The following is a 13,376-nucleotide window of genomic DNA, read 5'->3' on the forward strand; positions in this document are numbered from 1 at the left end:
GCTTTGTTTCTAATTTTAAGGATGGATATGACATGGATTTAGGCCAGGGAGGTTCCAATGTATCTGGCGGCCAGAAGCAAAGACTTTGCATTGCCAGGGCTCTTTTAAAGAAGCCGAAAATACTGATTTTAGATGACAGCACCTCTGCTGTGGACACGGCAACCGAAGCCCGTATCCGCCAGTGCTTCCAGACGACCCTAAAAGACACTACCAAATTCATCATTGCCCAGCGGATCGGATCCGTGGAAAGCTCGGATAAGATCATCGTGCTTGATGACGGACAGATCGTAGGTATGGGATCCCATGATGAACTGTTGGAGTCCTGCGAGGCTTATCAGGAAATTTACTATTCCCAGAGAGATATGGATAAGGAGGCAGGTGCATAATGGATGAGCAAAAGAAAATAAACAGCTTAAAAAGGCGTTATAGCCGGTCTTCCCAGCCAGCCAAGAACCGTGGGTTCATGGGTGGGAATGGAGGCGGCCGGCAGGTCAAGGGCCGCCTTCCGAAAAATGCCAAGGAAACCATCCTGCGCCTTATGTCTTATTTAAAGGAATATAAGCTTTACATGGGAGCGGCGTTTGTCTGCGTCATTGTAGGCACGCTTGCGACGTTAGCTGGATCTTATATGTTAAGGCCCATCATAAATCAATATATCGCACCTCCCGAAGGCGGGATGGGGAGTGTGTCCGGCCTTGCAAAAGGTCTTGCGGCAATGGCTGCCGTTTTTCTCATCGGTGTTATTGCTAACTATGCCCAATCCAAAATCATGCTGACGGTTGCGCAAAATGCCCTCCAAAAGATCAGGGATGATTTATTCAGCAAAATTCAAACCCTGCCGGTACGGTTTTATGACACCAATAACACCGGTGATTTAATGAGCCGGTTCAGCAATGATGTGGATACCATCGGCCAGATGCTAAGCAGCACCCTGGTCCAGCTTTTTACCGGAGTCTTAAGCATTATAGGTACCCTGGTGCTTATGATATATACAAATATCTGGCTGACTCTGGTGACCATAATCATGATTCCTGTTATGATGAGGGTCGGCGGCTTTGTGGCGTCAAGAAGCCAGAAGTTTTTCTCCGCTCAGCAAAGCTCCCTTGGCGCTGTAAACGGATATATTGAAGAAATTATCAGCGGCCAGAAGGTAGTAAAGGTGTTCTGCCATGAAGACGTGGCAGAAGAAGAATTCGAAATCCTCAATGAGGATCTAAGGAACAACATGATCCACGCACAATTTTTCGGTGGTGTGATAATGCCGGTCATGGGAAATTTAAGCCAGTTGAACTACATTCTGACTGCATGCATCGGAGGACTTCTCTGTGTGCTCCGTGGCTTTGATGTAGGCGGACTGACCGTATTCTTAAGCTTTTCCAGGCAGTTTGGCCGTCCGATCAACGAGATGTCCATGCAGGTGACCAATGTATTTTCCGCCCTTGCAGGAGCAGAAAGGGTATTTGCCGTTATGGATGAGGAACCGGAGCCTGCAGATGACGAAGATGCGGCAGAGCTTGATCCGATGAAGGGATATGTGGAACTAGAACATGTGACCTTTGGCTATGACCCAGGTAAAGTGATTTTAAAGGATTTAAGTCTTTATGCAAAACCTGGGCAGAAGATCGCCTTTGTGGGTTCTACCGGAGCAGGAAAAACCACGATCACAAATCTTCTGAACCGTTTCTACGATATTCAGGGCGGTGCAATTACCATTGACGGAGTGGATATCCGACACATCAAGCGGGAAAACCTGCGCCATAATATTGCAATGGTCCTTCAGGATACCCATTTGTTTACAGGAACCGTTATGGAAAACATCCGTTACGGAAGGCTTGATGCAACGGATGAAGAGGTGATCCAGGCGGCAAAGACGGCCTCCGCTTATTCCTTTATCATGAGACTGCCGGCCGGCTTTGATACGCTGTTGGAAGGTGACGGGGCCAACTTAAGCCAGGGGCAGAGACAGCTTTTAAACATTGCCCGGGCTGCGATTTCAAAGGCGCCGGTTCTGATTCTTGATGAAGCGACCAGCTCCGTGGATACCAGAACGGAAAAGCATATTGAACGGGGCATGGACCGCCTCATGGCGAACCGGACTACGTTTGTGATTGCCCACCGCCTGTCTACGGTGCGCAATGCCAATGCCATTATGGTTTTGGAAAACGGAGAGATTATTGAGCGGGGAGACCACGAGGATTTACTGAATCAAAAAGGCAGGTATTATCAGCTTTATACCGGGGCAGTGGAACTGGATTAAATAAAAATCCCGGTCTGCATACCTTAGGGGGAGCATTGGAAAAAACGGCAGTCACGGAGCTATTCGTGATTTCGTTATCACAATGCTCCTCTTTATTTATTAAAAATTCTAATAAATAAAAGAAGAGAACCATGATATTACTTCATAGAACCAGGAGAAGCGCCTTTCTATTTTTATAAAATTTAACAAAAATTTAACGAAGAATAGTGTACAGAATTAAAAATACTGTTGAAAAAAAGGCGATAATCAGAAATTTGAAAAAAAATGCTGATATAAATGTATTTTTACGAAAACATATCAGAGCTGCTTATGATAAAATCGTTATTTATTTAACATAAAAGCGGGGGAATGAGCAGGTTTCTTTCATGTAAATAAGGCAAATTGTATATAAAACACAGTATACAATATGTATTTATGCATTGTTTCGGTTACTAAATTATGATATACTGTTTCAGGTGGCAAAAATTTGAAATTTTGCTAGGAGAAATAAAGAATTGTAGAGAAAGAGGGTTAGTTAAATGGGTCTGGCTACATTTAAAGGCGGCATTCATCCTTATGAAGGAAAAGAACTGTCGGAAAATAAACCTGTACAAGTGCTGCAGCCAAAAGGCGAGATGGTGTTCCCCTTATCCCAGCATATCGGTGCGCCGGCGAAGCCTTTGGTGGCGGCAGGTGATCAGGTACTGGTTGGGCAGAAGATCGGGGAGCCGGGAGGCTTTATTTCTGCATGCGTGATCAGCTCTGTTTCAGGAACGGTAAAAACCATTGAACCAAGAATGGTTTCAAACGGCTCTATGGTTCCGTCTGTTATCATTGAAAACGATGGAAAGTATCAGGCGGTGGAAGGATTTGGCAAAGAGCGTGATCCAAAGACTTTATCAAAGGAAGAGATCAGGAATCTTGTAAAAGAAGCAGGAGTTGTAGGTCTTGGCGGTGCCGGATTTCCCACTCATGTAAAGCTGGCGCCAAAAGAAGAATCAAAGATCGATACGATCATTGTCAACGGAGCGGAGTGCGAGCCGTACTTAACTTCTGATTACCGGATGATGTTAGAAGAGCCGGAGAGCATCATAAAGGGTCTTAACATAATCCTTCAGCTGTTTGACAATGCAAAGGGTGTGATCGGAATTGAGAGCAACAAACCGGAAGCGATCAAGCTCATGACAGAGCTTGTAAAGGATGAACCCAGGATTACTGTCTGTCCTTTACAGACCAAATATCCCCAGGGCGGCGAGCGTACTCTGATCTATGCCGTAACAGGAAGAAAGATCAATTCCACCATGCTTCCGGCTGATGCAGGCTGTATGGTAGACAATGTGGATACGGTGATTTCTATTTATAATGCGGTTGCAAAGGGCATTCCTTTGATCCGCCGTATTATTACGGTGACCGGTGATGCGATAGCAAATCCACAGAACTATAATGTTCGGACCGGGACCAGCTACACTGAGCTTATAGAGGCTTCCGGCGGCTTTAAGACGGAACCGGAAAAGGTGATTTCCGGAGGTCCTATGATGGGGCAGGCTATGTTTAACTTTGATATTCCTGTTACTAAGACTTCCTCTGCCCTTACCTGCCTGACAAAGGACGAGGTGGCAGGTAATATGCCTAGCGCCTGCATCCGCTGCGGAAGATGCGTACAGGTATGTCCGGGCAATATTGTTCCGCAGATGATCATGGATGCGGCGGAACGGTCTGACCTGGAACGGTTTGTAAAATTAAACGGCATGGAATGCTGCGAATGCGGCTGCTGTGCATATATTTGCCCGGCCAGAAGGCCTCTTACCCAGGCATTTAAAGAAATGCGCAAAGAAGTTACGGCAAGCAGAAAGAAAGCGTAGGAGGAGGAAGCATGAGTAAATTGTTAAACGTATCATCATCACCTCATGTCAGGGATCAGGTTACAACACAGAATATTATGCTGGATGTTGCCATTGCCATGATTCCTGCGTCTGCGTATGGTGTATATCAGTTCGGGGTGAAAGCAGCGCTGATTTTACTGATCAGTGTATTATCCTGTGTTCTTAGTGAATATGTATTTGAATCCCTTATGGGAAAACCCATTACCGTGAGCGATGGAAGTGCCCTGGTGACCGGAATGATCCTGGGCCTTAACATGCCCCCGGCCATTCCTTTATGGATTCCGTTCCTTGGCGGTGTATTTGCCATTATCGTGGTAAAGCAGCTCTACGGCGGCCTGGGCCAGAACTTTATGAATCCGGCTTTGGCGGCAAGATGCTTCCTGCTTATTTCTTTTACAGGCAAGATGACTGACTTTACATATCGTGACGCAGTTTCAGGCGCTACTCCACTTGCTGCATTAAAGGCAGGAGAAGCAGTTGATATAACATCCATGTTTATCGGGAAAATTTCAGGAACCATTGGTGAGGTATCTGTGATTGCCCTGCTCTTGGGTGCAGCTTACCTTTTGTACAGAAAAGTGATCTCCATAAAGATCCCGGCAGCTTATCTGATCACTTTTGCAGTATTTGTATTTATTTTCGGCCGGCATGATCTCATGTATGTGCTGACTCATTTATGCGGCGGCGGTCTTATCTTTGGTGCCTTCTTCATGGCTACCGATTATGTGACCAGCCCCATCACTCCAAAGGGACAGATCCTTTTCGGCGTTCTTTTAGGCGTGCTGACCGGATTGTTCCGTCTTTTCGGCGGTTCTGCGGAAGGCGTTTCCTATGCCATCATCATCAGCAACATTCTGGTGCCTCTGATTGAGAAGATCTCTATTCCGGTAGCATTTGGAAAGGAGGGAAAGTAATATGAAAAACGGCGGATACATGAAGGACGCATTGATTTTATTTGTGATCACACTGATTTCCGGCTTTTTGCTGGGCGGCGCTTATCAGATTACAAAGGATCCCATTGATAAGGCAACTGAGGCAGCCAATCTGGCGGCATATAAGAAGGTATTTCCGGAAGCGGCTGATTTTACATCGGATGAAAAGATGGAAGCGGCTGTGGAAGCCTGTAATACAGAACTGCTTTCCCAGAGTTTTGGAAAAGCCGGAGTGGACAATGCTTTAAAAGCAGTGGATGGAAGCGGGAGCGTTCTGGGTTATGTGATTACCTCTCATTCCGATGACAGTTACAGCGGAGTCGTGAAGATTTCCGTTGGTATCAAAGAAGACGGTTCCATTAACGGCATTGAATTTCTTGAGATCAGTGATACCCCGGGTCTTGGCTTAAAGGCAAAGGAACCGGCATTTAAGGGTCAGTATGCAGGAAAGAACACGGAATCCCTTACCGTTACGAAATCCGGCAATGCCGGTGATGGAGAGATCAATGCCATCAGCGGTGCAACCATTACATCAAGCGCAGTAACCAATGCAGTCAATGCCGCATTGTATTACGTGCACAATATTGACCGTTAGGAGGTGGGAAGATGAACAAGAAATGTATGGAACGTTTATTTAACGGTATTGTAAAAGAAAACCCAACCTTCATCCTGATGCTTGGCATGTGCCCGACTCTGGCTGTTACCACGTCAGCGGTGAACGGTGTGGGCATGGGGCTTTCCACGACCGTGGTACTGCTGTTTTCCAATATGCTTATTTCTGCCCTTCGTAATATCATTCCGGACCGGGTGAGGATTCCGGCCTATATCGTTGTTGTTGCGACACTGGTTACGATTGTGCAGCTCCTTTTACAGGCCTATGTACCGAGCTTGTATTCTGCACTTGGAATTTACATTCCTCTTATCGTTGTAAACTGTATTATTCTAGGCCGTGCAGAATCCTATGCTTCCAAGAATGGTGTTATGGAATCTACCTTTGACGGAATCGGTATGGGACTTGGCTTTACCATCGCTCTTACCTGCATCGGACTTGTCCGGGAGCTGTTAGGTTCCGGAGCTATATTTGGATACACCTTTATTCCGGAGGATTTTCATATCTCCATTTTCGTCCTCGCTCCGGGTGCGTTCTTTGTGCTGTCTGTATTAACGGCGCTTCAGAATAAGTTTAAGGCACCATCCGCTACCAACGGTTCTGTTCCTCCGTCTAAGTTAGCCTGCGGCGGCAACTGCGCTTCCTGTACCGGTTCCTCCTGCATGTCCAATCATGAGGTCCTTCAGGCTAAAAAGAAGCAGATGGAAGAGGAAGCACTGGCAGCAAAAAAGGCACAGGCAGCCAAAAAAGAAGCGGAAGCCAAAAACGCAGCTTCCAGGAAAGATGAATAGGAGGATGGATAGATGAAAGAATTATTATTGATAGCCATTGGCTCCGCATTGGTCAACAACGTAGTGCTCAGCCAGTTCCTTGGCCTATGTCCATTCCTTGGAGTTTCCAAAAATGTGAAGACCTCTGCCGGTATGGGCGCAGCCGTTATTTTCGTAATTACCATTGCAGCATTTGCAACCAGTGTCATTTATAAGGGTGTTTTAGTGGGGCTTCATCTGGAATTCCTACAGACCATTGTGTTTATCCTGGTTATTGCAGCTCTGGTGCAGTTTGTAGAAATGTTTTTAAAGAAATCCATGCCCGCTCTTTATGAGGCGCTGGGTGTGTATCTTCCTTTGATCACAACCAACTGTGCGGTTCTGGGCGTGGCCCTGACCAACGTGCAGAAGGAATATAACATTCTGGAAAGTGTTATCAACGGTGTGGGTATTTCCGTAGGCTTTACCATTGCCATTGTTATGCTGGCAGGTGTCCGCGAGAGAATCGAAAACAATGATGTTCCCTATTCCTTTAAGGGTTCTCCCATTGTCCTGATTACCTCCGGCCTGATGGCAATCGCATTTTTCGGATTTTCCGGATTAATTAAATAAGGAGGAGACGAAAGAATGGTAACAGGTATTATATTTGCGGCAGCCGTTGTGGGCATCATCGGAATTCTGATCGGTGTGTTCCTGGGAATTGCCAGCGAAAAGTTTAAAGTAGAAGTTGATGAAAAAGAGATCCTTGTCCGTAACGAGCTTCCAGGTAACAACTGCGGCGGCTGCGGATATGCAGGCTGTGATGCTCTGGCTAAAGCCATTGCACTAGGCGAGGCAGATGTTTCTGCCTGTCCGGTAGGCGGCGCAGCAGTAGCTGAAAAGATCGGTGAAATCATGGGAGTTGCGGCCGGTTCCACGGATAAGAAGGTTGCATTTGTAAAATGTAAAGGAACCTGTGATAAGACAAAGGTCCAGTACAATTATTACGGAATTGACGACTGCCGGATGGCATCGGTGGTTCCAGGCTCCGGTGAAAAGGCCTGCGTCTATGGATGCATGGGTTATGGCTCTTGCGTAAAGGCCTGTGAATTTGACGCCATCCATGTGGTTGACGGAATCGCAGTAGTGGATAAGGAGAAATGCGTAGCCTGCGGCAAATGCGTTTCTGCCTGTCCTAACAATCTGATTGACCTGGTTCCATACAAGTCAAAGCATCTGGTTCAATGCAATTCCCATGACAGGGGCAAAGATGTAAAGGCTAAATGTGAAGTTGGCTGTATTGGCTGTATGATATGTACTAAGCAGTGTGAATTTGATGCCATTCACATGGATAACAATGTTGCAATCATCGATTATGAGAAATGTACAAATTGCGGTAAATGCGCTGCAAAATGTCCTGTGAAGGTGATTCAGTAAAATAAAAAAGGGAGTTCGATCTTTTTTAAAAGGATCGAACCCCTTTTTTGTTGAAAAACCGCATAAGGTAAAACTATTGTTTCCTGTCCTCCTCCATGAGAAGATTGACGGCAGAATAGTGGCAGGTTTTGTACTGATCCTGGGAGCGGTTCTGGTATCGGAAATTAAGATCATGCTTTTATCTGGTTTTAAAAGGGATACTGCATAACCAATTGAAAAGATGCTGGCAGATAAAAATGCGTATTGACCGGGCTTTAAAAAGCTCTCGATCAATACGCATTTTTTTACGTCAATCGGATTTATGCAATCCGCTTTACTGCTTGATATAGTTAAATTTTAAAATTAAAATATTTAATCGCATTGTTAAAGGAAATACCCTCAATGATTTCTTTCAGGGAATCCTGGTCATCCGGATATTCTCCGTTTTCTACCCATCCGCCGACCAGCTCGCAGAGAATTCTGCGGAAGTATTCGTGTCTGGTATAAGATAAGAAGCTTCTGGAATCGGTAAGCATTCCGATGAAGTTTCCAAGGCAGCCTAAGTTTGCCAGAGAGGTCATCTGCTCGGTCATGCCGGTCTTGTGGTCGTTGAACCACCATGCGGAGCCCTGCTGGATCTTTCCGGGGAATTTGCTCTGGAAGCAGCCAAGGATTGTGCCGATGGAGGCGTTATCATTGGGATTTAAGGAGTAGATGATGGTTTTTGGGATCTCATCGGTTGCACTTAACGCATTTAAGAAATCAGCCATCTGCGCGGAAGGAGCGTAGTTGTTGATACAGTCGAAACCGGTGTCTGGTCCCAGATTTTCAAATGCCATGGCATTGTTGTCACGCTTACAGCCGTAATGAAGCTGCATCACCCAGCCCATGCGGTTGTATTCCTTTGCTGCGAACAGCATGAAGGCGGTCTTGTATTTTAATTCATCTTCTTTAGAGATCGCTTTGCCGGAAAGGCCATTTGCAAAGATCGCATCAAGCTCTGCTTCATCGGCAGGAGCATACATAACATATTCAAGCGCATGGTCGGATACACCGCAGCCCTGGCTGGTGAAATACTCCATACGGTTCTTTAAAGCGGTCTTTAAGGAAGCGAAATCCTTGATTTCCACGCCGCTGACAGCGGATAATTTTGCCATATAAGCTGCAAAATCCGGCTTTTCGATGTTCATGGCCTTGTCAGGTCTCCAGGCAGGAAGTACCTTTCCTTCAAAGGTTTTATCATCGGCAATTTTCTGATGCCATTCCAGAGTATCGGCAGGATCGTCGGTGGTGCAGATCAGCTTGACATTTGACTGTCTGATGATGTTGCGGACGCTCATGGAATCCTCCTGAAGCTTTTGATTGCACAGATTCCATACTTCTTCCGCTGTATTGCCGTTTAAATGGCCGGTATAGCCGAAATATCTCTGAAGCTCTAAGTGGCTCCAGTGGTAGAGCGGATTGCCGATCAGCTTCGGAAGGATCTCTGCCCACTTCTGGAATTTCTCACGGTCGGAAGCATCTCCTGTAATATATTTTTCATCCACGCCGCAGGAACGCATCTGACGCCATTTATAATGATCGCCGCCTAACCATACTTGGGTAATGGTGTCAAACTTGCGGTCTTCATAGATTTCCTGGGGGTTGATATGGCAGTGATAGTCTACGATAGGCATGTTTTCTGCATATGTGTGGTAAAGCGTTTTTGCTGAATCGGTTGACAGTAAAAAGTCCTTGTCCATAAACTGTTTCATGATAGAGAGTCCTCCTTCAATATGTGAAATTAAAAATTAGTAGTACCTCGTTTTATCAGCTCCGGGGTGATGGTAGTTTTTCCCGGTACGTTTCCTTCTTCCAGAACCTTCATTAAAGTGTTCACCGTGGTGGTGCAAATGGCTTCCACCTTATTGTCCACGGAAGTTATTTCAGGGGTTGTGCATCTGGAAAGAATGGAATTGTTGTATCCGATGATGCTTAAATCCTTAGGGATCGTAAGTCCGGCCTTGTCTGCATATTTTACGGCTCCAACGGCCAGAATATCCTCGGAAGCCAGTACTGCATCGAAATAGACTCCCGAACGGGAAAGCATGTCAAGACGTTCCATGGCGGCATCTAAGTCCTTGCTGCACAGTACCATAAGCTCATCCCGGATCATAAAACCGGCATCTCGTACCGCATCCCGGTAGCCGGAAAGCTTGTGTAAATTGCTGAAGGAATTTCCGGAATAGAGATAGAGCACCGAAGAACGGCCGGAGCGGTAAAGCCGTAAAGCAGCATCGTAAACTGCGGCGTGGTCGTCACAGACCGTGCTGTAGATCTGCTCCCCCTCCAGCTGTCCGTTGACCAGCATAATGGGGAGATCCTTTGCTGCCTCCAGAAGATAGGCATTGTCCTTTGGCTTTGCTTCTATATAATGGGAACCAGTCAGGATGATGGCATCCACCCGCTTGGAACGCAAAAGCTCCAGATACTTCTTCTTAGTTTCAGGAAGATAACCGGTGCAGCAGAGAATGGAATCATATCCGTTGCCCCGTAATTCCTTTTCCAGATAATAGATGGCTTCCGCCAGCCATGGGTCGGAAGAATCGGCGCACATGATTCCAATGGTCTTCATCGTATTTAGCCCCAGGCTTCTGGCGAATACATTGGGGGTGTAACCCAGCTCGTCCATGACGGCAAGAACCCGCTTCCTGGTTTTCTCGCTGACATTGGGATTTCCGTTGATGACGCGGGAAACGGTGGCAATCGATACATGAGCATGTTCGGAAACATCATAGATATTCAAAAACATCACCTCCGTAATTGTAAGTATTTACATACCCAGTTCATTATACATAATTATGATAGATATTACAATCCCTGATTTATTGTTTTCGCAAATAAACCAACAAAACCCCTATCATTTTGTAAATGCTTACAAAAGTTTCGTATATGCGAAAATCATCTTGCTTTTTTCCGGTTTTCCGGAGTATACTAGGACGTAGAAATGGAGGCCAAACCATGAAACTAAACAGAACGACGCAAAGAACCGTTGAGATCTTAAAGCTGATCTCCAGAATACCGGAGGGAGCGACTCTGGACGATCTATGTGAAAAGCTGGATCTGCCCAAGACCAGCGCCTACGATATTGTAACAACCCTTGCCGAGATGGGCATGGTGAATGTAGCAAGGGGACAAAAACAGAATTATACCATAGGCTTAATGGCCTACCGCATCGGAATTAATTATACCAATAATCTGGATTTTATCGGAATCATTGAGCCGGTGCTCAAGGCATTTTCCAAGGAAGTGGGAAAAACGGTCTTTTTTGGAATTCCATCGGATCATCATGTGGTATACATATGTAAGTTCGAACCGGAAAACCCTATTATCACCACAGCAACCGTAGGTTCCAAAAACCCCATGTACTGTACCTCTCTTGGAAAGGTGATTCTCGCCTACAGCGATGAGGAGTCCAGGGAGCAGATGATCAACCGTCTGAAATTCACTCAGTACACCGAGAATACCATCAGAAACAAAGGGCAGCTTCTGGAAGAACTGAAACAGGTACGGGAAAGAGGCTATGCATTTGATGCCAGGGAGATGGAGGAGCATATGCAGTGTGTGGGAGCCCCGGTTTTTGACCGGGATGGCAATGTGTTGGGAGCCATCAGTGTATCCAGTCTTTATAAGCCTTCGAATGATTATGAGGCTTTGGGAAAGCTGGTTTCCGAAAAGAGCATGGAGGTTTCCCGTTTGTTAGGCTTTCTTGGAAAAATATAAGGAATACCTGTTGACAAAATGAATGGAAACGATTAATATTTCAAGTATAGGAATCGTAAATATGAAATCAATTCGTATATACGAAATTAAAGAAGGAGAGTAAAAGGATGATGAAAAAAGAACAGGTTTTATCAAAGATGAAAAAAGACTGTCTGGTCGCTGTTGTTCGTGCAAAGGACTTTGAGCAAGGCGAGAAGGTAGTTGACGCCATCATCGCAGGCGGCATCAATTTTATTGAAATCACAATGACCATGGATGAAGGAAATCCAATTGAATTCATCGCAAAAATGTCTGAAAAATATAGCAAAAACGAAGATGTTGTTATTGGGGCAGGTACTGTTCTTGACCCGGAAACAGCAAGAGCAGCAATCCTTGCAGGTGCTAATTATGTCGTAAGCCCTGGCTTGAATGTTGAAACCATCAAGCTTTGCAACCGTTACAGAGTTCCTATGCTTCCGGGCGTTATGACACCTACCGAAGCGATTACCGCACTGGAGTGCGGCTGTGACGTCATCAAGATCTTCCCAGGCAACATCATGGGACCAGATGCGATCAGCTCCTTTAAAGGACCCCTTCCTCAGGGTGACTTCATGCCATCCGGCGGCGTTGACGTTGACAACGTTGATAAGTGGATCAAGGCAGGAGCCTATGCCGTTGGTACCGGCAGCAGCTTGACAAAGGGCGCTAAGACAGGAGATTTTGCAGCAGTCACAGCGAAGGCAAAAGAATTCGTTGAGGCAGTAGCAGCAGCAAGGTAAATGACGGCATAGCCGGCAGAGAAGGCCCTCAGGTGGGCACACAAATAAGATAACTAATTATAAAATTAATAATAGAATTTTAGGAGAGAATACAAAATGGCAAAACTTGTAACCATGGGCGAGATCATGTTAAGATTATCTACCCCCAATAATGAGAAATTTATTCAGGCAGATGAGTTTGATGTAAACTATGGCGGCGGAGAAGCTAACGTAGCTGTTTCCTTAGCAAACTATGGACATGACGTTGAATTCGTAACAGCAGTTCCTAAGAACCCCATCGGTGAGTGTGCGGTAGCTGCTTTAAGAAAATACAACGTAGGAACAAAGCACATTGCAAAATGCGGGGAAAGACTTGGTATCTACTTTTTAGAGACAGGTTCTGCCATGAGAGCTTCAGCAGTCGTATATGACAGAGCACATTCCTCCATCGCTACAGCAACTGCAGCAAATTTTAACTTTGACGAGATTTTTAAGGATGCAGACTGGTTCCATTTCACAGGAATCACACCGGCAGTAAGTGATGAAGCGGCAGAACTGACTGAGGCAGCTTTAAAGGCAGCTAAGGCTCATGGCGTAACCGTTTCCGTAGACTTAAACTTCCGTAAGAAATTATGGTCTTCTGAGAAGGCTCAGAAAGTCATGACAAACCTGATGCAGTACGTTGATGTGTGCATCGGCAACGAAGAGGATGCAGAAAAGGTTCTTGGCTTTAAGCCAGGCAACACCGATGTAACTTCCGGCGAGCTGGAATTACAGGGCTATGTAGACATCTTCAATCAGATGATCGATAAGTTTAACTTCAAATATGTGATCAGCTCCCTGCGTGAAAGCTACTCAGCTTCCGATAACGGCTGGTCCGCATGCATCATGGATGGCGCAACCCGTGAGTTCTACCACTCCAGGAAATACCGCGTTACCCCTATCGTTGACCGTGTAGGCGGCGGCGATTCCTTCGCAGCCGGCGTAATCTGCGGCCTGGCTGACGGCAAGGACTTTAAGGGCGCTCTGGAGTTTGGTGTTGCAGCATCTG

13 protein-coding genes are annotated in these 13,376 nt (G+C 45.9%); 11 read left to right on the forward strand and 2 right to left on the reverse strand.

Features of this window, described 5'->3' with window-relative positions:
* The 8 genes from RT269_RS27580 to RT269_RS27615 form a co-directional block, all read left to right on the forward strand.
* On the forward strand, positions 1-386 hold a 386-nt coding region (locus RT269_RS27580; RefSeq protein WP_313187519.1), incomplete at its 5' end, for an ABC transporter ATP-binding protein.
* Complete coding sequence (locus RT269_RS27585; RefSeq protein WP_313187521.1) at positions 386-2,257, forward strand: ABC transporter ATP-binding protein; 1,872 nt, start codon at positions 386-388, stop codon at positions 2,255-2,257. The genes RT269_RS27580 and RT269_RS27585, both read left to right, overlap by 1 nt.
* A 518-nt stretch (positions 2,258-2,775) precedes the next feature.
* On the forward strand, positions 2,776-4,098 hold the full coding sequence (rsxC, locus tag RT269_RS27590; protein WP_313187522.1) for an electron transport complex subunit RsxC: 1,323 nt from the start codon (positions 2,776-2,778) through the stop codon (positions 4,096-4,098).
* Positions 4,099-4,109: 11 nt separating this feature from the next.
* Positions 4,110-5,033, forward strand: a complete 924-nt coding sequence (locus tag RT269_RS27595; RefSeq protein ID WP_313187524.1) for an RnfABCDGE type electron transport complex subunit D — start codon at positions 4,110-4,112, stop codon at positions 5,031-5,033.
* A 1-nt stretch (position 5,034) separates the two neighbouring features.
* On the forward strand, positions 5,035-5,646 hold the full coding sequence (locus RT269_RS27600) for an RnfABCDGE type electron transport complex subunit G (RefSeq protein WP_313187526.1): 612 nt from the start codon (positions 5,035-5,037) through the stop codon (positions 5,644-5,646).
* A gap of 11 nt (positions 5,647-5,657) precedes the next feature.
* Positions 5,658-6,452, forward strand: a complete 795-nt coding sequence (locus RT269_RS27605; protein ID WP_313187528.1) for an electron transport complex subunit E — start codon at positions 5,658-5,660, stop codon at positions 6,450-6,452.
* A 12-nt stretch (positions 6,453-6,464) separates the two neighbouring features.
* Entirely contained in the window at positions 6,465-7,043 is a 579-nt protein-coding gene (gene rsxA / locus RT269_RS27610) for an electron transport complex subunit RsxA (RefSeq protein ID WP_313187530.1), read from the forward strand.
* Positions 7,044-7,058: 15 nt separating this feature from the next.
* Positions 7,059-7,847, forward strand: coding sequence for an RnfABCDGE type electron transport complex subunit B (locus RT269_RS27615; protein ID WP_313187532.1), 789 nt, complete (start codon positions 7,059-7,061; stop codon positions 7,845-7,847).
* A gap of 329 nt (positions 7,848-8,176) precedes the next feature.
* On the opposite strand, the gene uxaC is transcribed toward RT269_RS27615, so the two are convergent.
* Entirely contained in the window at positions 8,177-9,580 is a 1,404-nt protein-coding gene (uxaC, locus tag RT269_RS27620; protein ID WP_313187534.1) for a glucuronate isomerase, read from the reverse strand.
* A 29-nt stretch (positions 9,581-9,609) separates the two neighbouring features.
* Positions 9,610-10,611, reverse strand: a complete 1,002-nt coding sequence (locus RT269_RS27625) for a LacI family DNA-binding transcriptional regulator (protein ID WP_313187536.1) — start codon at positions 10,609-10,611, stop codon at positions 9,610-9,612.
* 215 nt (positions 10,612-10,826) lie between these two features.
* On the opposite strand from RT269_RS27625, the gene RT269_RS27630 reads away from it, so the two are divergent.
* The 3 genes from RT269_RS27630 to RT269_RS27640 form a co-directional block, all read left to right on the forward strand.
* Positions 10,827-11,588, forward strand: a complete 762-nt coding sequence (locus tag RT269_RS27630) for an IclR family transcriptional regulator (protein WP_313187537.1) — start codon at positions 10,827-10,829, stop codon at positions 11,586-11,588.
* A 110-nt stretch (positions 11,589-11,698) separates the two neighbouring features.
* A complete protein-coding gene (locus tag RT269_RS27635) occupies positions 11,699-12,346 on the forward strand; it encodes a bifunctional 2-keto-4-hydroxyglutarate aldolase/2-keto-3-deoxy-6-phosphogluconate aldolase (RefSeq protein WP_313187539.1) in 648 nt (215 codons plus the stop codon).
* 96 nt (positions 12,347-12,442) lie between these two features.
* Positions 12,443-13,376 (forward strand): sugar kinase (locus RT269_RS27640; protein ID WP_313187538.1); only part of this gene is annotated, 934 nt, incomplete at its 3' end.

It is taken from the genome of Lacrimispora sp., from assembly GCF_032078915.1.
GTDB lineage: Bacteria > Bacillota > Clostridia > Lachnospirales > Lachnospiraceae > Lacrimispora.

What these genes read in the sequence shown, in the direction of transcription:
- RT269_RS27605 (WP_313187528.1), top strand. Translation starts at nt 5,658, where the DNA reads ATGAACAAGAAATGTATGGAACGTTTATTTAACGGTATTGTAAAAGAA.
- RT269_RS27630 (WP_313187537.1), top strand. Translation starts at nt 10,827, where the DNA reads ATGAAACTAAACAGAACGACGCAAAGAACCGTTGAGATCTTAAAGCTG.
- RT269_RS27635 (WP_313187539.1), top strand. Translation starts at nt 11,699, where the DNA reads ATGAAAAAAGAACAGGTTTTATCAAAGATGAAAAAAGACTGTCTGGTC.
- RT269_RS27585 (WP_313187521.1), top strand. Translation starts at nt 386, where the DNA reads ATGGATGAGCAAAAGAAAATAAACAGCTTAAAAAGGCGTTATAGCCGG.
- RT269_RS27615 (WP_313187532.1), top strand. Translation starts at nt 7,059, where the DNA reads ATGGTAACAGGTATTATATTTGCGGCAGCCGTTGTGGGCATCATCGGA.
- RT269_RS27595 (WP_313187524.1), top strand. Translation starts at nt 4,110, where the DNA reads ATGAGTAAATTGTTAAACGTATCATCATCACCTCATGTCAGGGATCAG.
- rsxA (WP_313187530.1), top strand. Translation starts at nt 6,465, where the DNA reads ATGAAAGAATTATTATTGATAGCCATTGGCTCCGCATTGGTCAACAAC.
- RT269_RS27600 (WP_313187526.1), top strand. Translation starts at nt 5,035, where the DNA reads ATGAAAAACGGCGGATACATGAAGGACGCATTGATTTTATTTGTGATC.
- uxaC (WP_313187534.1), bottom strand. Translation starts at nt 9,580, where the DNA reads ATGAAACAGTTTATGGACAAGGACTTTTTACTGTCAACCGATTCAGCA.
- rsxC (WP_313187522.1), top strand. Translation starts at nt 2,776, where the DNA reads ATGGGTCTGGCTACATTTAAAGGCGGCATTCATCCTTATGAAGGAAAA.